This is a genomic window from Halopolyspora algeriensis (genome assembly GCF_003337235.1).
GTDB classification, from domain to species: Bacteria; Actinomycetota; Actinomycetes; order Mycobacteriales; family Pseudonocardiaceae; genus Haloactinomyces; species Haloactinomyces algeriensis.
In genome coordinates this window covers 647,478-667,284 of record NZ_QPJC01000002.1, presented here as the reverse complement: position 1 = coordinate 667,284, position 19,807 = coordinate 647,478, and the positions used below count along the sequence as shown (strand labels likewise).

Sequence of the window (19,807 nt, the reverse complement as noted above, 5' to 3'; positions counted from 1 at the left end):
GGCTGCGATGTCGCTGCTTCCCGAGACAACGGTGGCGGTCCTGTGGGTGGGTCTGACCGCCTACGTCCTGTTCGGCGGCGCCGATTTCGGCGGGGGCGTGTGGGACCTGCTCGCCGGCGGTACCGAGCGTGGGCGCGGACAACGCACGCTGGTCGAGCACTCCATCGGCCCCGTATGGGAGGCCAACCACGTCTGGTTGATCTTCGTCGTCGTCATGATGTGGACCGGGATTCCCGCGGTGTTCGCCGCGATCGCCTCGACCCTCTACATCCCGCTCACCCTGGTCGCGCTCGGCATCATCGCCCGCGGCGCGGCGTTCGCCTTCCGCAAGGCCAGCACGGAGCTGTGGCAGCAACGGCTGTTCGGAGCGACCTTCGCCTTTTCGTCGCTGGTCACGCCCTACTTTCTCGGTGCGGTCGCCGGGGGGATCGCTTCCGGCCGGGTGCCTGCCGGGATCGCCGAGGGCGATCTCGTGTCCAGTTGGGTCAACCCGACCTCCGCGGCCACCGGAGCACTGGCCGTCGGGGTGGCCGCCTACCTCGCGGCCGTGTATCTCACGCGGGACGCCCAGCGTCAGGGCGACCACGCCCTGGCGGAGACCTTCCGCCGGAGAGCACTGATCACGGGGGTGATCGTGGGGGCGCTGTCCCTGGCCGGGATCTTCGTCCTGCGTGCCGACGCCCCCGACCTGTATGTCGCGCTGACCTCCGGCCGCGCCCTACCCCTGCTGGTGGTCTCCATCGTCTCCGGAGTGGCATCACTGCTGCTGCTGTGGTGGCGTGCCTACCTCGCGGTGCGCCTCACCGCCGCGCTGGCCGTCACCGGACTGCTGTGGGGGTGGGGCGTGGGCCAGTATCCCTACCTGCTGCCCGGAGTCACCCTCGAAGAGGCAGCCGCCACCGAGGCCGTGCTGGGGGCGACTCTCGTGTCTCTCGCGGTGGGCGCCGTGCTGCTGATTCCCTCGCTGTGGTGGCTCTATGCCACCTTCCAGCGCGGCCACCACGAGGAGTTCGGTACCGAGGAGCGAGGTTCCCGGGCCGGCTGAGGGAGTTGCCTAACGGGTCCTTGCAGCATGGTTTTGCACGAGTGATCAGCCTGAGCAAACCGACCGGCTCCGGCTTTTCAGATGGATGGATTGCAAGGCAGGGGGCCACGTGATGGAGAGTCGCTACCTGATGTGGCCTTCAACGCTGGGCAACCCCTTCTCTTGGAAGGACGCCATCTGAGAAGGCGGTTCACCGACCACCGCGCCAGGCCGATCATGAAAGCACTCCTGATCAGGTCGGAGTGCTCCGGTGGGCGGCCTCGGGAACCTGCAGCGGGGGCAGGGCTTGCTCGATCGCCTCCCGCTGCGGTTCCAGCCACGGGGGAAGCTTGAGAGCCCGACCGAGTTCCAGCAGCGGTTCGTCGATGTCGAACCCCGGCGGGTCGGTGGCGAGTTCGAGCAGGACGCCGCCGGGTTCGCGGAAGTAGATCGAGTGGAAGTACTGCCGATCCATGATCGGAGTGACGTCGAGACCGCGGCCGAGGAGTTCCTCCCGCCAGTCGGCCTGGTCGTCGTCGTTCGGTGTTCGCCAGGCGACATGGTGGACCGTCCCGGCCGAGACCAGGCCGCGCTGGGCCTCGGGGTGGCAGATCAGATCGACGAACGCGCCGGACCCGCCCGGGCCCGTGGCGAACCGGAACCGGTCGGCCGACTCCTCGACCAGCCGGAATCCCAGGGTCTCGGTGAGCAGCCCGGCGGTGTTCTCGTATCCGCTTTCGGTCAGCGTCACCGAATGCAGGCCGCGGATGGCGTGCTCGGTGGGGATCGGCCCCTGCGCCCACGGCGGGCGCGGATCGGCTTCGGGGTGTGCCACCAGTTCGATCAGCAGCCCGTCGGGATCGTGCAGGCTCAGCGCGTCCTCCCCGGACCGGGTCTGCACCTGCTGTACCGCCACGTCCAGCTCCTCCAGGCGCTGCTTCCACCAGCCCAGCGCCCCTTCCGGAACGGAGAACGAGGTCGTGGTCGCCTGTCCGGTGCCGCGCCGTCCCGGGGGTGCGTCCGGCCAGGGAAAGAACGTCAGGATCGTGCCGGGGTCACCGGCTTCGTCGCCGTAGTACAGGTGATAGGTCTCGGGAGCGTCGAAGTTGACCGTCTTCTTGACCATCCGCAACCCCAGTACCTGCAGGTAGAAATCGGCGTTGCGCTGCGGGTCCGTGGCGATCGCGGTGACGTGGTGGATCCCCGGAGAGTGGCTCAGCATGCCGGCTCCTTCGCGCCCTCGTGCCGGCGCGTCACCGGCGGTATCCGCTCGACCGGCGCCGCGCCCTCGCGGACCTTCCGAGTCTGGCACCGGCCCCGATGTCCGGCAACGGCGTGCGCGGGCACCGGACGGCAGCGCGGTGGTTTCCGGCTTCGCGACTCTCCGGGGCGAGGAGGAATAACCCACCCGTCTGCCGGGGTTCCGACCATTGGTTGAAAATTGCACTATCAGGCGATCAGGGTTTGCGGAAGGGTGAGCATGCAGTTCGGAGTTTTCACCGTCGGTGACGTCACGCCGGATCCGACCAACGGCCGGACACCGTCGGAGGCGGAGCGGATCAAGGCGATGATGGCCATCGCGCTCAAGGCCGAGGAGGTGGGGCTGGATGTGTTCGCCACCGGCGAGCACCACAACCCGCCGTTCGTGCCCTCGTCGCCGACGACGATGCTCGGCTACATCGCCGCCCGCACCGAGCGGTTGATCCTGTCCACGTCGACGACGCTGATCACCACGAACGACCCGGTCAAGATCGCCGAGGACTTCGCGATGCTGCAGCACCTGGCCGACGGCCGGGCGGATCTCATGATGGGCCGCGGCAACCAGGCACCGGTGTATCCGTGGTTCGGCCAGGACATCCGGCAGGGCATCCCGCTGGCCATCGAGAACTACCACCTGCTGTATCGCTTGTGGCGCGAGGACGTCGTCGACTGGGAGGGCAACTTCCGCACGCCGTTGCAGGGCTTCACCTCCACCCCGCGCCCCCTGGACGGGGTGCCGCCGTTCGTCTGGCACGGCTCCATCCGCAGCCCGGAGATCGCCGAGCAGGCGGCCTACTACGGGGACGGCTTCTTCCACAACCACATCTTCTGGCCGAAGGAGCACACCCAGCGGATGGTCGAGTTGTACCGGTCTCAGTTCGAGCACTACGGGCACGGCAGGGCCGATCAGGCCATCGTCGGGCTGGGGGGCCAGGTGTTCATGCGGCACCGCTCGCAGGACGCGTGGAACGAGTTCCGCCCGTACTTCAACGACGCTCCGGTCTACGGCGGCGGCCCGTCGCTGGAGGAGTTCACCGAGCACACGCCGCTGACGGTGGGCAGTCCACAGCAGGTCATCGACCGGACGCTGACGTTCCGCGACTATGTCGGCGACTACCAGCGCCAGCTGTTTTTGGTCGATCACGCCGGGTTGCCGCTGAAGACCGTGCTCGAACAGCTCGACATGCTCGGCGAGGAAGTCGTGCCCGTGCTGCGCAAGGAATTCGACGCGCGCAAGCCCGCCCACGTTCCCGACGCCCCCACCCACGACAGCCTCCGCGCGGCGGCAACCGCCGGAAGCGAGTGATCGACGGGTCCTCAGTGCTCGCACGGATGGGTACGAGGAAAGGTAGTAGCCCGATTTCAGCCGTACCGGTCGCCAGGCAAGCGGCGTCAGCCGCTTTCAGTCATGCACGCAGCCGGCACCGCCGCGGGTTCTCAGGCGTCGCCTCCCGAGGACAGACGGCACGTGGCGTAGTCACTGCTCGATGTGCCGAATCCCGGAGCCGAGGCGGCGTCTGAGGTTCCGCTACCGCACCACCCACGCAAGCCAACCCACACACTCTTCCTCTACAGTTCGAATTCGCTGCGCCGATCTTGCGGCACCAGATCGACGTACTCCGGATGCTTGCCGATCCACCCGCGGATGAACGGGCAGTACGGCAGCACGGCCAGCTCGCGTTGCCGGGCGGTGTCCAGGACGCCGCCGATGAGCAGTGAGCCCAGGCCCCGGCCCTCGAAGCGCGAGTCGACCTCGGTGTGCAGAAGTTCGATCACCTGCTGGTGCGTGCGGTATTCGGCAAAACCCGCGACCTCTTCGTCCGCGTGTACTTCGAAGCGTGCTCGTTCCGGGTTGTCGATGACCTTCGGTTCCATCGATGCCTCCACGATTCACCGGACGTCGTCGCCGTAGCCGGTGCCACGGTCGTTGCTTTGCGATCATGCCATTGGCTCGCGCGCTGTGTCGTCCCTGCACGCACCGCGCTGTCGCGGAAAGGCCCCCTCGGATGACCGGGTCGGGGCGCGGGGCCGCACAGCACGGCCACGCGGATCCGAGCTCGGCAGGACCCGGCAGTGCCCCTCACCGCTGACGTGGCTTGAATCACGCTCAACGACACTGGGAATGACAAGTAGGTTGTGTATGTTCTTGATAGCGAATGACTCAACTTTGTGGCGTTAAGTGACGCCACGTCGAGGAGGGTAGGAATGGCTACGTTCTTCGGACCGGGCGGTTTCGAACGAGGCTTCTTCGACGAGTACCTCGCCGGCTTGTTCGGAGCCGACCGGGCGACACCCGGGTCGGGCCGTCGTGTCGACATCACCGAACTGATGACCCAGCAGACGCAGCAACTGCTGGACGAGGCGGCCGGTTACGCCCGGGAACGTGGGCACACCGACCTCGATGCCCTGCACCTGCTGTGGGCGGCAGCTCGCAACGCGCACACCCGCGGAATGCTGGAAGCCGCGGGAGTCGACCCGGACGGTTTCGCCGGTGCCGTGCAGGAGCAACTTCCGCCTGCCCGGGACGGCGAGCGGCGGCAGGCCCCGTCGCTGACCGCGGCGGGCAAGAAGGTGTTGGTGGATGCCTATCAGGTGGCCCGTGCGCTGGGATCGACCTACATCGGCCCGGACCACGTGCTGCTGGCGATGTCGGCTGCCCAGGACTCGCAGGTGGGCCGGCTGCTGGGTGCCGCCGGGGCGAGCCCGGAGGACTTGCGGTCCTCGGAAGGCTCCGCGCAACATCCGGCGGCGCAACATCCCTCGGCGCAGCAATCCGGACAGCAGCAGCGCGGCGAGAGCGCGACCCCGACCCTGGATCAGTACGGCCAGGATCTCACCGCGCGCGCCCGGGGCGGCGAGCTGGACCCGGTGATCGGTCGGGAGACCGAGATCGGGCAGACCATCGAGGTGCTGTCCCGGCGGACCAAGAACAACCCCGTCCTCGTCGGTGAGGCCGGCGTGGGCAAGACCGCGATCGTCGAGGGCATCGCACAGCGGATCGCCGACGGCCGGGTACCGAAGGTGCTGGCGGGCAAGCGCGTGGTGCAGCTCGACCTGTCCGGGATGCTGGCGGGCACCCGCTACCGGGGTGATTTCGAGGAGCGGATGACCAAGGTCATCGAGGAGATCGGCAGCAACAGCGACGAGATCATCGTGTTCCTCGACGAGTTGCACACCGTCGTCGGTGCCGGTGGCGCCGAGGGCGCGGTCGATGCGGGCAACATGCTCAAGCCCCGACTGGCGCGCGGTGAGCTGCACGTGGTCGGTGCGACGACGCTGGACGAGTACCGCAAGAACATCGAGAAGGACGCGGCACTGGAGCGCCGTTTCCAACCGGTGCAGGTGGACGAGCCGACCGTGGAGGACACGATCGCGGTGCTGTCCCGGCTCAAGGAGCGCTACCAGGACCACCACCGGGTTCACTACACCGAGGAAGCGGTGGATGCCGCGGCCCGGTTGTCCGACCGCTACCTGACCGACCGGTTCCTGCCGGACAAGGCGATCGACCTGATGGATCAGGCCGGGGCGCGCAAACGGCTGCAGGAGCTGACGCCGGCCGAAGACGCTCAGCAGCTGCAGCAGCGGATCGATCAGCTCACCAGGGACAAGGACCGGGCGGTCGCCGAGGAGCGCTACGAGCACGCCTCGCGGTTGCGCGACGAGATCGGTGTGGCGCAGGCCGAGCTGGCGGCCAACAGCGCGGACGACACCGTGCGGGACGGCGAGGTTGCCGAGGTCACGGCCACCGACATCGCCGAGGTCGTCTCCCGGTCGACCGGGGTGCCGGTCAGCCGGATGACCGAGGAGGAAAAGGCCCGTCTGCAGCGCCTGGAGGAGGAGCTGCACCAGCGGGTCGTCGGCCAGGACGACGCGGTACGGGCACTGGCCCGTTCGGTGCGGCGTTCGCGCAGCGGCATGGGCAACCCGAACCGGCCGGTGGGCAGCTTCCTGTTCCTCGGCCCGACCGGTGTCGGCAAGACCGAGTTGGCCAAGGCTCTGGCCGAGACGATGTTCGGGGACGAGAGCCGGATGGTGCGGCTGGACATGAGCGAGTTCCAGGAGCGGCACACGGCCAGCAGGCTGGTCGGTGCGCCACCCGGCTACGTCGGTTACGGCGAAGCGGGTGAACTGACCGAGGCGGTGCGCAGGCGCCCGTACTCGGTGGTGCTGCTCGACGAGATCGAGAAGGCGCACACCGACGTGTTCAACACCCTGCTGCAGGTGCTCGAGGACGGCAGGCTCACCGATGGCCAGGGCCGCACGGTGGACTTCACCAACACGGTTCTGATCATGACGAGCAACCTCGGCTCGGAGATCATCTCCAGCCGCTCGGGCCGTCTCGGCTTCTCCTCGCCGGAGCAGCAGGGCAGTGACGAGCCCCTGCGGGAGCGGCTGATGCCGCGGCTGCGGGAGGAGTTCCGCCCCGAGTTCCTCAACCGCATCGACGACGTCGTGGTCTTCCGCAAGCTCGGCACCGAGCAGCTGCACACGATCACGAACCTGCTGCTGGACGACACCCGGCAGCGCCTGCAGGCGATGGACATCGAGGTCGAGTTCAGCACCGGGGCGATCGACTGGATCGCCGAGCGCGGGCACCAGCCCGAGTTCGGGGCGCGGCCGCTGCGGCGCACCATCGAGCACGAGATCGACGACCGCATCGCCGACCTGGTGCTCGACGGGGACCTCAATGCCGGTGACCGGCTGCGGGTCGACGCCGGTGCGGAAGGGCCGCTTCTCGCCGTCGACGCGGCCGCCACCGCATCCGCGTAAGAGGGTGTGAACTGCCCACTGTGGGGGATGGGAGCGAATCCCATCCCCCACACGTGTGCCGGGTGGTTTCCGTGCCGGGGTCTGGACGTCCCGACTCGCGGGCGGTAGCTTGTTACCAAGCGCTTGTTCGGGACAGAGCCGTCCGGGTGACGGCTCCCCGTGCCCGGGGACGGGATCACCACCTACGGCGAAGGACGAGAAGACGATGGCACGTCACTCCCGCTCCCTGTCCGGCAAGGTCGTGGCGGTCACCGGTGGTGGCCGGGGCATCGGTGCCGCGACGGCGGCCGCTCTCGCGCGGCGAGGTGCGAAGGTCGCCGTCGGCGATCTCGACCTCGCACAGGCCGAGAAGGTGGCCGCTGAACTCGGCTCCGATGCGGCGATCGCGCTGCAGCTCGACGTCACCGATCACGCGGATTTCACCACGTTCCTGGACCGGGTCGAAAGTGACCTGGGGCCGATCGACGTGCTCGTCAACAACGCGGGCATCATGCCGATCGCGCTGATCGAGGACGAGTCCGATCACACCACCGCTTCGCAGCTCGCGGTGAACCTGCACGCGGTCATTCACGGAAGCCGCGAGGCCGTGCGACGGATGAAGCCGCGCCGCAGCGGCCACATCGTCAATCTCGCCTCCGGCGCGGGCAAGATCCCGGTGGGAGGGGGCGCCACCTATTGCGCCACGAAGTTCGGCGTGGCCGGCTTCACCGAGGCGCTGCGCATGGAGGTACGCGAGGCGGGCATCGACGTCTCGGGCATCTTCCCGGCGATCGTGCGGACCGAGCTGGCGGCCGGCCTGAGAGGGACGAGGGGAGTGCGGGCAGTGACCCCGGACGATGTCGCCGAGGCGATCGTGGAGGTCCTGCAACGTCCGCGCCCCGAGGTCTACGTTCCCAAGGCGCTCGGTGTGTCGGTGCGCTACGGCGGGTTGATGCCGCGCCGGATGGGCGAGTGGGTCAACCGCAAGATGGGCGGTGAGCGGATGTTCCTGGACGCGCTGAACTCGGCCGAGCGCAAGAACTACGAGGCACGCGCCGCAGCGAGCGCGCCCGCGGCGGAACGGGAGGATGCCCGGTGAGCGTGCCGGGGCCGGTGCGCGGGCCGGGTCTGCGGTGAGGTGACCGCGAGCCCGCGAGCCGGATTCGGCCCGCGGACTCGCTGCCGATCAGCCGGCCTTGGCGATGAGCCGCAGCGGACCGAAACGCATCACGGGACCGAGCAGCGTCCACGGCCATGCGGGCACCGACGCCGTGGCCCGCTCTTTTTCGATCGCGCGCACCATCGAACCCACGCCCTTCTCGAGGCTCGCCCGCATCGGGGTCCGTGCCACTTTCTCGTTGAGCTCGGTGCGGATGAAGCCGGGATGCAGCGTGGTCACCGCGATCGGTGTGCCGAGCATCTCCGCCCGGATGCCCTCCGCGAGAGCCGAAACGCCGGCCTTGGTCGCCGCGTAGGTCGTCATGTTCCGGGGCATGCCCCGCAGCGCGCTCATCGAGGACACGACCACCAGATGCCCGGCCTGCTGCTGCCGGAACACCGCCATCGCCGCTTCGCACTGGGCCAGGGCCGCCACGAAGTTGGTCTGCGCGGTTTCGAGATTGGCGTCGAAGCGTCCGGAGCCGATCGGCTGACCCTTGCCCAGCCCGGCGTTGACGATGATCCGGTCCAGCCCGCCCAGGTCGGTGCGGAACCCCTCGACCACGTCGAAAACCTGCCGGTGGTCGGTGACGTCGAGCGTCCGGACGGACACCGCGATGTCGGGGTGGTTCGACAGCAGTTCGGTGCGCAGTTCCTCGAGTCGGTCGATCCGGCGTGCCGCCAGCGCGAGATTGCGCCCGCGAGCGGCGAACTCGCGGGCCATCTGCGCGCCGAGTCCCGAACTCGCGCCGGTGATCAGGATGTTGTCGCGTGTCATCGGTGCCCGCCGTTTCCTGCTTTCCGGTGTTTGCCGTCCCCTGTGATCCCGTCTTCTGCGGCCCCGTCTCCTGTGACCGGGACCTCCGTGGCCGGGCTGTTTCCGCCGGCCTGTGTCGACCGGGCTCGCGCCCGCCGCCAGCCTCGCGCCACCACCCGGTCGACCAGTGCCGGGACGAACCGCTTCACCCGCCAGGCGATACGGCCCTCGCGGTGCGTCAGGACCAGGAACCGGGGCCGGTGCACGGCCTGCAACACCCGCTCGGCCACGTCGTCGGCGGTGACCTTCGAGGCGGCCATCAGCGTGGCGGTGGTGTTCACCAGAGACGGATCCGCGGCGCGCATGTGGCGGTCGAGGTCGGTTTGCACGAAGGCCGGGCAGACGACCGTCGTGTGCACGCCGTGCGGTGCGAGCTCGTAGCGCAGCGTCTCCGACAGCGAGATCACCCCGGCCTTGGACACGTTGTAGGAACTCATCGCGGGCAGGTTCATCAACCCGGCCATGGAGGCCATGTTGATCAGGTGGCCGTGTCCCTGCCGCGTGAACAGCGGGGCGAACTCCCGACATCCCCGGACCACGCCTTTGAGGTTGATGTCCAGGATCCAGTCCCAGTCGTCGGTGCTCACCGCCTCCATCCGGCCGGCCACGGCCACCCCGGCGTTGTTGACCAGCACGTCGAGACCGCCCCACTCGCGCTCGCACCACTGCCGCACTCGCGCCCAGCCGATGCTGTCGCGCACGTCGAGGGGGTGGAACGACACCGCTCCGGCAAGCTCGACGCGAGCGCGCTCACCGGCGTCCGCGTCGAGATCGGCGATGGCCACCCGCCACCCTGCGGCGGCGAACCGGGCGGCCATCGCCCGGCCCAACCCGGAGGCACCGCCCGTGATCAGGATCCTGTCCCGGCCGCGCTGCGGGGGTGGTCCGGTTTCCTCGCGGATCAACTCTGCTCCTCGGTGTTGTCTCGGTCGCCCCGGGCCGGGGCGTGCTCGTGTGGTTGCTCGCGTCCGGATTCGACTCCGAGCAGCTGCAGGTACAGCACCACCAGGTGCCGCAGGATCCGCGGCCGCTCGCCGGGTTCGGTGGCGACCGTCGGTGCGAACCGGGTGATCATCCCGGAGGCGGCGGTGGCGACGATGTCGGTCGGGGCGGCCGGATGCGCGCGGCCCTGCTGCACCAGCCGCTCGACGAACCGGGTGGCGCGTTTGAGCAATCGCTCGCGAACGTCGTGCCACGTGGTGCGCAGATGCTCGTCCGACAGGGCCTGGTGCTCGAGGACCGTGATGAAGGCCAGGTTCTCGGCGTAGACGTCGAGGAATTCCGCCACGGTCGTTTCGGCCACCGCCACCGGGTCGGTGAGGTCGACGCCGTGGGCTTCCTGGGCCCGCAGCAGCGAGTCCCGCAACCGCTCGGCCAGCACTCCGAACACGTCGGCTTTGGAGGCGAAGTAGACGTAGAAGGTGGCCCGCGAGACTCCCGCACGCCGGGTGATGTCGTCGACCGTCGTCCGCGCGAAGCCGAGCGTTTCGAACGCGAGTTTCGCGGCGTCGAGCAGCAGGGCGCGGGTGTGGCTGTCGAGCCGGTCGTGGTCGACCCGGGCCGACCACGGTTGTGCGGCGGGCATGTGTTTCATTATGTTGCTGTTGGCGTTGACGTCAATGTCAACACAACGCGTGGCCGGGGCTTGCCCGGCCCGTCCGTGTGGTGGAGGTGCCCGTGGGCTTCTCGGCTGTGTTGGTGGCCAATCGCGGGGAGGTCGCCGTCCGGGTGATCAGGGCGGCCGCTGATCTGGGGATCCGCACGGTCGCGGTGTACTCCGCCGACGACGAGCACTCGCTGCATCGCCACATGGCCGACGAGGCGCACGCGCTGCACGGCTCGGGCCCGGGTGCGTACCTGGACATCGAGCAGTTGATCACCGTGGCTCACCACGCCGGATGCTCGGCGGTGCATCCCGGGTACGGCTTCCTCGCCGAGAACGCGGAGTTCGCCGCCCGGTGCCTGCGGGAGAACATCACCTTCGTCGGCCCCGATCCGGAATCGCTCGAACTGTTCGGGGACAAGACCAGGGCGCGTGCCCTGGCGGCGGAGCTCGATGTACCGGTACTGGACGGCACCGCGGGCCCCACCACCGTCGAGGCGGCCCGGCAGTTCCTCGAAAGCCTGCCCGCCGGCGGCGCGGTCATGGTGAAAGCGCTCTCCGGTGGCGGCGGCCGCGGGATGCGGATCGCGCGCGATCCCGGCGAGCTGCGAGCGGCCTTCGAGCACTGCACGTCGGAAGCCCGCCACGTCTTCGGCCATGATGCTGTCTACATCGAGCGGTACCTGCCGCGCGCCCGGCACATCGAGGTGCAGGTCGCCGGTGACAGCACCGGGGCGGTGACCCACCTGTGGGAGCGGGACTGCAGCATTCAGCGACAGCATCAGAAGCTGATCGAGGTGGCGCCGAGCCCGGCCCTGCCTGCCGGACTGCGCGAGCGTGTCCTCGCGGCGGCGGTGCGCATGGCCGAGCACGCGCGCTACCGCGGTCTCGGTACGTTCGAATTCCTCGTGGACACCGAGACCGACTCGCAGGAGAGCGTCCACTTCCTGGAGGCCAACCCGCGGCTGCAGGTGGAGCACACGGTCACCGAGGAAATCACCGGCATCGATCTGGTCGAGACCCAGCTGCGGATCGCGGCGGGAGCCTCGCTGGGAGATCTCGGATTGCGGCAGGACGCCGTCCCGCGGCCACGCGGATTCGCCCTGCAGGCTCGGGTGAATCTGGAAACGATCGACGAGCACGGCAACGCGAGACCCTCGGCGGGCACGCTGACGACGTTCGAGGTGCCCGCCGGGCCCGGCGTCCGGGTCGACTCCCACGGCTACCGGGGATACGACGCCGGGACACGCTTCGATTCGCTGCTGGCCAAGGTGATCGTGCACGTGCCGAAACCGGATTTCGCGGCGACCGCGGCACGGGCTCACCGGGTGCTCGGCGAGTTCGCGATCTCCGGGCCCGCGACCAACGTGCCGCTGCTGCGCGGGATCCTTGCCCATCCCGGTTTCGCGTCCGGTGGCTACGACACGACGTTCGTCCCCCAGCATCTCGCCGAGCTCGGCACGGCAGGCACCTCCGCACCGCGGCGTCCGCCCTTCGACGACCCCGGCAGCACCGCAGCACCGGATCCGGCGCAGCAGCCGCACGCCCCGGAGTCCGTTCCGGACACGTGCGCGGTGGCCTCTCCCATGCGGGCCACGGTGCTGCGCGTGCAGGTCGAGGAGGGCGGTGCTGTGCAGCGCGGGCAGCCGCTCGCCGTGCTCGAGGCCATGAAGATGGAGCATGTCGTGAGCGCGCCTGCCGGTGGGGCGGTGCGGCACGTGGCCGCCGCAGCGGGGGATCTCCTCGAAGAGGGTGATCCGCTGCTGTTCGTCTCGGCCGACGACCACGGCGAAGGCGCGGATCCGGTCCCGGAGACCGAACCACCGGATGTGGACTCCGTCCCGGCGAGCCTCGACGAGGTGCACCGTCGCCACGCGGCCGGGCGCGACGAAGAACGACCGGAGGCCGTGCAGCGGCGGCGCAGGATCGGTCGGCGCACGGCACGCGAGAACCTCGACGATCTGTGCGACCCCGGAACCTTCGTGGAGTACGGGCCGCTGACCATCGCCGCCCAGCGGCGGCGCCGGTCGCTGCAGGACCTGGTCGACCACACCCCGGCCGACGGTCTCGTCGCCGGCATCGGGCAGGTCAACGGCGAGCACATGGGGGCCGAGCGCAGCCGGTGCGTGGCGATGTCCTACGACTACACGGTGCTGGCGGGCACGCAGGGACTGCTCAACCACCGCAAGACCGACCGGATGCTGGAGATCGCCGAGCGCAAGCGGCTGCCGGTGGTGCTGTTCGCCGAGGGTGGCGGCGGGCGGCCCGGAGACACCGACACGACCTCGGTGTCCGGTCTGGACGTCGATTCCTTTCGGGCGTTCGGCAGGTTGAGCGGCCTGGTTCCGCTGATCGGTGTGGTTTCGGGCCGGTGCTTTGCGGGCAACGCCGCGTTGCTCGGCTGCTGCGATGTGGTCATCACCACCCGGGAGGCGACCATCGGGATGGCCGGTCCGGCCATGATCGAAGGCGGCGGGCTCGGCACCGTCCGTCCGGAGGAGGTCGGGCCGGTCGAGGTGCAGTCCGCGAACGGCGTCGTCGACATCGTCGTGGAGGACGAGGCCGAAGCCGTCGCCACGGCCAAGCGGTACCTGTCCTACTTCCAGGGGCGGGCAGACGAGTTCGACTGTGCCGATCAGCGGTTGCTGCGGCATGTCGTCCCGGAGAACCGGCGGCGGGTCTACGAGGTGCGCACCGCGATCGAGACCCTCGCCGATACCGATTCCGTGCTGGAACTGCGCCGCGACTTCGGTGTCGGTGTCCGCACGGCGCTGGTACGGATCGCAGGCCACCCGATGGGTCTCGTGGCGAACAACCCGGGACATCTCGGCGGTGCGATCGACCGGGACGCGGCGGACAAGACGGCGCGGTTTCTGCACCTGTGCGAGGCGTTCGGCCTTCCGGTCGTGTCGTTGTGTGACACGCCGGGCTTCATGGTCGGCCCCGAGGCGGAAAGGACCGCGACCGTGCGGCATTTCAGCAGGTTGTTCGTCACCGGGGCGAACATGACCGTCCCGCTGTGCACCGTCATCCTGCGCAAGGCCTACGGGCTCGGTGCCCAGGCGATGGCGGGCGGCAGTTTCACGGCACCGGTGGCGACGGTGTCCTGGCCCAGCGGTGAGGTCGGTGCGATGGGACTGGAGGGGTCCGTGCATCTCGGCTACCGGCGCGAACTGGAAGCCATCGCCGATGCCGACCAGCGGCAGCGCGAGTTCGACCGCCTGGTCGGTCAGGCCTACGAGCAGGGCAAGGCGCTCAACGCCGCCTCGGTCTTCGAGCTCGACGACGTCATCGACCCCGCCGACACCCGGCACTGGATCATCGAGACCCTCACCGGCGAGACCGCCGGCCGGCAACACCCCGGCAAGCGGATGCCCTTCATCGACACCTGGTGAGCAGCGGCAGTGCCGGAGCTCGATGCGCTCGGCCCCGAGGTACTCGCGCGTTCCGGCACGCACCGGCACGGGCACGCAACGAACAGGGAGAATCCATGAGCATTCTGGACAGGTTCCGTCTCGACGGGCAGGTCGCGATCGTCACGGGCGCCTCGTCGGGGCTGGGTGTGGCCTTCGCCAAGGGGCTGGCCGAAGCCGGCGCCGATGTGGTGCTGGGCGCGCGGCGCTCGGACCAGCTGCAGGACACCGCCGCGCTGGTGGAGGCAGCCGGTCGCCGGGCGCTGTGCGTGCCCACCGACGTCGCCGACCCGGAGCAGTGCCACCGGCTGGCCGAGCGGGCAGCGGAGTTCGGCACCGTGGGTGTCCTGGTCAACAACGCCGGTGTGGGCACCGCCGTCCCGGCCTCCCGGGAGACCCCGGAGCAGTTCCGCTCGGTGATCGACGTCAATCTGATGGGCTGTTACTGGATGGCGCAGGCAGCCGGTGCGGTGATGGGCAACGGAGGTTCCATCGTCAACGTCTCCAGCGTGCTCGGGCTCGTCACCGCGGGCCTGCCCCAGGCCGCCTACTCGGCCTCCAAGGCAGGGCTGCTCGGGCTGACCCGTGACCTGGCCGCCCAGTGGAGCGGGCGCAAGAACATCCGGGTCAATGCCATCGCGCCCGGTTTCTTCGCCTCGGAGATGACCGAGCAGTATCCCGATGGCTACCTCGAATCCCAGCTGGGTGGGCTGCCGATCGCCCGTGCCGGCGACCCCGAGGAACTCGCGGCGGCCGTCGTGTACCTCGCCTCCCCGGCGTCGGGGTACCAGACCGGCACGACCACCGTGGTCGACGGCGGTTTGACCATCAGCTGATGACACAGCGTGCTTGCGGCACGGCCGTGGCCGGTGCCCGCCGGTCAGTCTCGAGTGCCTTCCGGGGAGTCGCACTGCCGAGCTTCGGCCGCGAGCAGGCGGATCGGCTCGCACCAGGCGGTGGGAGAGGCCCACACGAAGCTGTGCGGGCCCGGCATGGCGGCGAACCGGCCGTCGGCGGCGAGCTCGGCGATCCGTCTCGCCCAGGCCTCGGTGGAGATCCTGTCGTGGTCGCCGCGCAGGACCAGCACGGGGCAGCGCACCGTGCCGATGACGTCGTCGAGGCGATCCTTCAGGTGCACCGAGATCAGGTGCAGGAGCTGCCGCATCCCGGCGCGGACCCATTCCGGTGTGTGCTGCTGCTGCAGCCCGGGCAGCGGGTACTGGGAGTCCCGGCGCCAGAAGAACAGCAATCGGGGCCAGGATCGCACCGTGGGATCCACGGTCGGACTGGCCAGCACCAGGGCGCACACCCGGTGCGGCCGCATCGCCGCGACGTGCGCGGCGACCTGGGTGCTGCTGGAGTTGCCGATCAGCACCACGGGCGGCAGTTCGGCGGCGTCGAGCCAGGCGCAGACCGACCGGGCGTAGCCGGCGACGTCCAGGGGCTGTGTGGCGGGCCCGCTCCCGCCCAGGCCCGGCAGGTCCACCAGGTGGGCCTGCGTCCCTTCCGCCAGAGCGCTCACCGCCGGCATCAGGTAGTCCGAGACCGCCATGCCCATCAGCGACACCACGGGTGGCGCGTGCTCGTGGTCCCGGCCGATCGTTCTGCTGCGGACGCGTCCCTGCGGAGTGGGGGTGTAGCGCACCAGGTACTCGTCCGGTGGGGCCGCGGACATGGCTGCCATGGGACCTCCTGCCGTGTACTGCTGCTCCCCGGATCGGGGAGGGGCCCGGGGACGAGCGCTGCCGGGCGATCCACATGCGCGCTGTCGCCGGTGGTACCCGGGTTGATCGCCGCCGAAACTCATCGGCGTCCGCGAATGTGCGCGAGCGGGAATGCAGGCCCGGGCTGCTGCGTTGAACAGCCCGGATCCGGATGCTTTCCGAAGATTGCCGCGATAGCCGACGCGATGTTCGTGATTCGTCGCATGCTTCGACCTCGCAGACGAGTGCGGCCACGTGCCGATCGACGTCCGTTGCGTTGCCGGCCGCGGTGAGGTGTTGTCGTGTTTGCCGATTCGGTCGAGCCCGAGCGGCACCGTATGCCATGAGGGGGGTTCATGACGGAGATGAAGGCACCGGCGGAGGGCCGTGTTGCCGACACGCACAGTGACCAGGATCTCGTGGGGCAGTACCTGAACGAGATCGGCTCGACGCCGCTGCTGACCGCCGATGACGAGGTCGCGCTGGCCAAGCGCATCGAGGCGGGAGTGTATGCCGCCGAACTGCTGCGCCGGGCCGACGCCGGTGAGCGCGAGGTTTCGGACGAGGACCGCCGCGATCTCGCGATGGTGGCCCGGGACGGCCGGCGTGCGAAGGAGTACATGATCCGCGCCAACCTGCGGCTGGTCGTGTCGGTGGCCAAAAAGCAGCTCCGCGGGGGAGTGCCCTTCGCCGACGTCATCCAGGAGGGCAACGCGGGCCTGATCCACGCCGTGGAGAAGTTCGACTACACCAAGGGCTACAAGTTCTCCACCTACGCCACCTGGTGGATCCGGCAGTCGATCAACCGCGGGCTCGCCGAGCAGGGGCGCACCGTGCGGTTGCCGGTCCACGTGGTGGAGCAGCTCAACAAGTTCGACCGCCTGGAGCGCAAGCTCGGGGTGCGTCTCGAGCGGGAACCGACCACGGAAGAACTTGCCGCCGAAGCCGGCGTTTCGGTGGACAAGCTCACCGAGCTCCGCCGGTCGGCGCGTGATGTGGTCAGCTTCGACGTGCCGGTGGGCGAGGACGGCGAGACGAGCATCGGCGACCTCGTCGAGGACATGGACGCGCCGCGCGCGACCGACATCGTCGAGCAGCAGGCCTTCACCGAGGAGATGCGCACGGTGCTCGATTCCCTGCCCGAGCGCGAAGCGACCATCATCACCCTGCGGTACGGCCTGCACGACGGGCATCAGCACACGCTGCAGAACGTGGCCGCACGCCTGGGTCTGACCCGGGAGCGCATCCGCCAGCTGGAAAAGCAGGCCCTGGCGAATCTGCGCCGCCCCGAGCGCAGCCGGCCGCTGACGGCCTGGGCGAGCTGAGAAGCCGCCCGGGAACTCGAGCTCGCTGCTCGGCCCGAGCAGCCGAGCTGTCGGAGGCCCTTGTCGAAAGGGTGCACAAGCCTCCCGGAAGGCCACGGATATCGGGGTCTGCACGGCACAGCACGTGCTGTGTAGACCCGGGGTATACGCTCGGCTCATGACCACCGACGAGACCGACGCCCAACAGCCGGCGGCCAAGGTCCTGCAGCTGATCGAGGCATTGCACACCGAGCTCGCCGGGATCGACGACCCGGTCGTCAGGATCGAATCCGCCCGCCGGGTACGGGCGAACGCCAAGAAGTTCGAAACGCTGTACGCGGAGATCACGCGCCAGGCCGTCCGGGACATGCGGGAGCGCAACATGAGCTATGCCCGCATCGCCGAGGAGCTCGGCGTCTCGCGAGCGCGGGCATACCAACTGGCGAGCAAGCCCGCCGAGCCTGAATAGTTGCGGGTGTGAGCAACGCGATCGTCGTGGGATCCGGGCCGAACGGGCTGGCCGCCGCCGTGACCCTGGCCCGGCAGGGCTTCGAGGTCACGGTCCTGGAGGCCGCGGACAACATCGGCGGTGGGACCAGGACCGGTGAGCTCACGGTGCCCGGAGTGCGGCACGATCACTGCTCCGCGGTGCACCCGCTGGGAGCCGCTTCCCCGTTCCTGCGGTCGCTGCCGCTGCGGCGCCACGGCCTGGAGTGGCTGTGGCCCGAGATCGACGTCGCGCACCCGCTGGATTCCGGCAGCGCGGGCGTGCTGGTCGGTTCGCCCGCGGATACCGCGAGCGGCCTCGGTGTCGACGGACCGGTCTGGCGCGCCTTGTTCGAACCACTCGCCTCCGGCGTCGACGACGGTGTGACCGAGGACATCATGCGTCCGGTGCTCCACGCGCCGAAACACCCGGTGCACCTCGCACGTTTCGGGCTGCGAGCGGTGCAGCCCGCTGCCGTCCTCGCACACCGCTGGCGCACCGACGAGGCACGCGGCCTGTTCGCCGGGGTGGCCGCGCACGTGACCCATCCCCTGACGCGACCGGTCAGTTCGGCGGTGGGGCTGATGATGACCTCGACCGGGCACCGGTTCGGCTGGCCGGTGGCCCGGGGCGGTTCCAGTGCGATCACCGGTGCGCTGGCGGGACTGCTCACCGAGGCCGGCGGCACCATCGAGACCGGAGTGCGGGTGCGTTCGTTCGCGGAGCTGCCCCCGGCGGAGGTGGTGATGCTCGATCTCCCTCCGCGGGAGGCCGCCACGATACTGGGGGACCGGCTGCCCGCACGGATCCGACGGGCCTACACCCGCTATCGCCGTGCTCCCGCGGCGTTCAAGGTCGACCTCGCCGTGGAGGGCGGGGTGCCGTGGCGCAACGAGGCGTGCCGCCGGGCGGGCACCGTGCACCTCGGCGGGACCTTCGCCGAGATCGCCGCCGCCGAGCGGGACGCCTACCGGGGGCGCATGCCCGAGCGCCCGTTCGTTCTCGTCGCCCAGCAGTATCTCGCCGATCCCGGCCGCTCGTCCGGCGACGTCCATCCGGTCTGGTCCTATGCCCACGTCCCGCACGGCTACACCGGCGATGCCACGGGTGCTGTGCTCGACCAGTTCGAGCGGTTCGCCCCCGGGGTGCGGGAGCGCATCGTCGCCAGTTCGGTGCGCTCGACGGCGGATCTGGAACGGGAGAACCCGAACTACGCAGGCGGCGACATCATCATCGGCGCCAACACCGCACTGCAGTTGGCGATGCGCCCGCGCGTGGCCGTCGACCCGTACCGCACCGGCGTTCCCGGTGTGTTCCTGTGCTCGGCGGCCACACCTCCCGGCGGGGGAGTGCACGGGATGTGCGGGTTCAACGCCGCTCGCTCCGCGCTGCGCTCGCTCCGCACCGCGCGGTGAGCTCGCCTGCTGCGTGCCGGGTGAGAAAGATCATGATGGCGCGGCAGTGGCCCGGTGACCTGCTGTCTTCGCAGCTGTCGCTGCTGTGTCCGCTCCTCGAGCGCAGCCGCCGAGGTCGTCGCCAAGTTGCGGCGTGGTGCAGGCCGACGCAGCCTGTTGCAGGAAGCTGCACTGTGCGTAAAGGGGCGGTCGGTGATGAGCAGCGGATTCCGGTCGTGGCCGGTCGTGCGCCAGTTCGTGGGCAACGACCCGCTGGGCCGTGGTGCGGCGGCACAGTCCGAACACAGCAGTTCGCTGCGCTCGAGAACGGAGACCGCCGACCGGGTCACCCGGTCGGTGTGCCCGTACTGCGCGGTCGGCTGCGGGCAGTTGGTGTACTCGAAGGACGAGCAGGTCACCCAGATCGAGGGTGATCCCGACAGCCCGATCTCGCGGGGGCGGCTGTGCCCCAAGGGGGCCGCGAGCGAGCAGTTGGTCAATGCCCCGACGCGGCAGCTCACGGTCCGCTACCGGCGGCCCTACGGCACCGAGTGGGAAGACCTCGACCTCGACACGGCCGTGGACATGATCGCCGAACGGGTGATCGCCACCCGGGACGAGACCTGGCAGGACCGTGGCCCGCAGGGCCGCCGCCTGCGCCGCACGATGGGCATCGCGAGCTTGGGAGGTGCGACCCTCGACAACGAGGAGAACTACCTCATGAAGAAGCTCTACACGGCCATGGGGGCGATCCAGGTCGAAAATCAGGCCCGCATTTGACACTCCGCCACGGTTCCCGGTCTGGGAACCTCGTTCGGGCGCGGTGGGGCCACGACCTTCCAGCAGGATCTGCAGAACTCCGACTGCATCGTCATCGAGGGTTCGAACATGGCCG

The 19,807-nt window shown here is 69.5% G+C and carries 15 protein-coding genes and 1 pseudogene; 10 read left to right on the top strand and 6 right to left on the bottom strand.

The features are described 5' to 3' along the window. Nucleotides 1-7: 7 nt before the first annotated feature. Nucleotides 8-1,045: a cytochrome d ubiquinol oxidase subunit II gene (locus DFQ14_RS06340; RefSeq protein WP_114452181.1), complete on the top strand. Its 1,038-nt coding sequence runs from the start codon at nt 8-10 to the stop codon at nt 1,043-1,045. A 232-nt stretch (nt 1,046-1,277) separates the two neighbouring features. Here DFQ14_RS06340 and DFQ14_RS06335 read toward each other — a convergent pair whose 3' ends face one another. Continuing rightward, on the bottom strand, nt 1,278-2,246 hold the full coding sequence (locus DFQ14_RS06335; RefSeq protein WP_114452075.1) for a ring-cleaving dioxygenase: 969 nt from the start codon (nt 2,244-2,246) through the stop codon (nt 1,278-1,280). A gap of 258 nt (nt 2,247-2,504) precedes the next feature. On the opposite strand from DFQ14_RS06335, the gene DFQ14_RS06330 reads away from it, so the two are divergent. Beyond that, on the top strand, nt 2,505-3,590 hold the full coding sequence (locus DFQ14_RS06330) for an LLM class flavin-dependent oxidoreductase (RefSeq protein ID WP_114452074.1): 1,086 nt from the start codon (nt 2,505-2,507) through the stop codon (nt 3,588-3,590). Nucleotides 3,591-3,853: 263 nt separating this feature from the next. On the opposite strand, the gene DFQ14_RS06325 is transcribed toward DFQ14_RS06330, so the two are convergent. Further along, the gene (locus DFQ14_RS06325; RefSeq protein WP_114452073.1) at nt 3,854-4,159 is read right to left on the bottom strand and encodes a GNAT family N-acetyltransferase; all 306 of its coding nucleotides are present in this window, start codon (nt 4,157-4,159) and stop codon (nt 3,854-3,856) included. Between the two features lie 330 nt (nt 4,160-4,489). Between DFQ14_RS06325 and DFQ14_RS06320 the strand changes: the two genes are divergently transcribed. Both DFQ14_RS06320 and DFQ14_RS06315 read left to right on the top strand, forming a co-directional pair. Continuing rightward, nucleotides 4,490-7,054 carry an ATP-dependent Clp protease ATP-binding subunit gene (locus tag DFQ14_RS06320; RefSeq protein WP_114452072.1) on the top strand — a complete coding sequence of 855 codons (2,565 nt, stop codon included), beginning with the start codon at nt 4,490-4,492 and terminating at the stop codon, nt 7,052-7,054. A 205-nt stretch (nt 7,055-7,259) separates the two neighbouring features. Continuing rightward, nucleotides 7,260-8,132, top strand: coding sequence for an SDR family oxidoreductase (locus DFQ14_RS06315; protein WP_114452071.1), 873 nt, complete (start codon nt 7,260-7,262; stop codon nt 8,130-8,132). Between the two features lie 87 nt (nt 8,133-8,219). On the opposite strand, the gene DFQ14_RS06310 is transcribed toward DFQ14_RS06315, so the two are convergent. Genes DFQ14_RS06310 through DFQ14_RS06300 form a run of 3 tightly spaced genes read right to left on the bottom strand, consistent with a single transcriptional unit; the run spans nt 8,220 to nt 10,593 of the window. After that, nucleotides 8,220-8,969 carry an SDR family oxidoreductase gene (locus DFQ14_RS06310; protein WP_114452070.1) on the bottom strand — a complete coding sequence of 250 codons (750 nt, stop codon included), beginning with the start codon at nt 8,967-8,969 and terminating at the stop codon, nt 8,220-8,222. Next, nucleotides 8,966-9,913 carry an SDR family oxidoreductase gene (locus tag DFQ14_RS06305; protein WP_246195389.1) on the bottom strand — a complete coding sequence of 316 codons (948 nt, stop codon included), beginning with the start codon at nt 9,911-9,913 and terminating at the stop codon, nt 8,966-8,968. Before DFQ14_RS06305 ends, DFQ14_RS06310 begins: the two co-directional genes overlap by 4 nt. After that, complete coding sequence (locus DFQ14_RS06300; protein WP_246195387.1) at nt 9,910-10,593, bottom strand: TetR/AcrR family transcriptional regulator; 684 nt, start codon at nt 10,591-10,593, stop codon at nt 9,910-9,912. The genes DFQ14_RS06305 and DFQ14_RS06300 overlap by 4 nt, the downstream gene beginning before the upstream one ends. Nucleotides 10,594-10,685: 92 nt before the next feature. On the opposite strand from DFQ14_RS06300, the gene DFQ14_RS06295 reads away from it, so the two are divergent. Continuing rightward, a complete protein-coding gene (locus DFQ14_RS06295; RefSeq protein ID WP_114452068.1) occupies nt 10,686-14,006 on the top strand; it encodes a carboxyl transferase domain-containing protein in 3,321 nt (1,106 codons plus the stop codon). 95 nt (nt 14,007-14,101) lie between these two features. Beyond that, nucleotides 14,102-14,860 (top strand): SDR family NAD(P)-dependent oxidoreductase, encoded by a 759-nt coding sequence (locus tag DFQ14_RS06290; RefSeq protein ID WP_114452067.1) that lies wholly within the window; start codon nt 14,102-14,104, stop codon nt 14,858-14,860. 44 nt (nt 14,861-14,904) lie between these two features. Here the strand turns inward: DFQ14_RS06290 and DFQ14_RS06285 are convergent, their stop codons facing one another. Next, nucleotides 14,905-15,708 carry an alpha/beta fold hydrolase gene (locus DFQ14_RS06285; RefSeq protein WP_246195385.1) on the bottom strand — a complete coding sequence of 268 codons (804 nt, stop codon included), beginning with the start codon at nt 15,706-15,708 and terminating at the stop codon, nt 14,905-14,907. Between the two features lie 375 nt (nt 15,709-16,083). Between DFQ14_RS06285 and DFQ14_RS06280 the strand changes: the two genes are divergently transcribed. The 4 genes and pseudogenes from DFQ14_RS06280 to DFQ14_RS06265 all read left to right on the top strand — a co-directional run. Continuing rightward, nucleotides 16,084-17,052 (top strand): sigma-70 family RNA polymerase sigma factor, encoded by a 969-nt coding sequence (locus DFQ14_RS06280; RefSeq protein WP_114452066.1) that lies wholly within the window; start codon nt 16,084-16,086, stop codon nt 17,050-17,052. A gap of 157 nt (nt 17,053-17,209) precedes the next feature. Continuing rightward, nucleotides 17,210-17,500 (top strand): hypothetical protein, encoded by a 291-nt coding sequence (locus DFQ14_RS06275; RefSeq protein WP_114452065.1) that lies wholly within the window; start codon nt 17,210-17,212, stop codon nt 17,498-17,500. 8 nt (nt 17,501-17,508) lie between these two features. Next, nucleotides 17,509-18,933 carry a phytoene desaturase family protein gene (locus tag DFQ14_RS06270; RefSeq protein ID WP_114452064.1) on the top strand — a complete coding sequence of 475 codons (1,425 nt, stop codon included), beginning with the start codon at nt 17,509-17,511 and terminating at the stop codon, nt 18,931-18,933. 195 nt (nt 18,934-19,128) lie between these two features. Then, a pseudogene (locus DFQ14_RS06265) lies at nt 19,129-19,807 on the top strand (formate dehydrogenase); the annotation flags it as partial.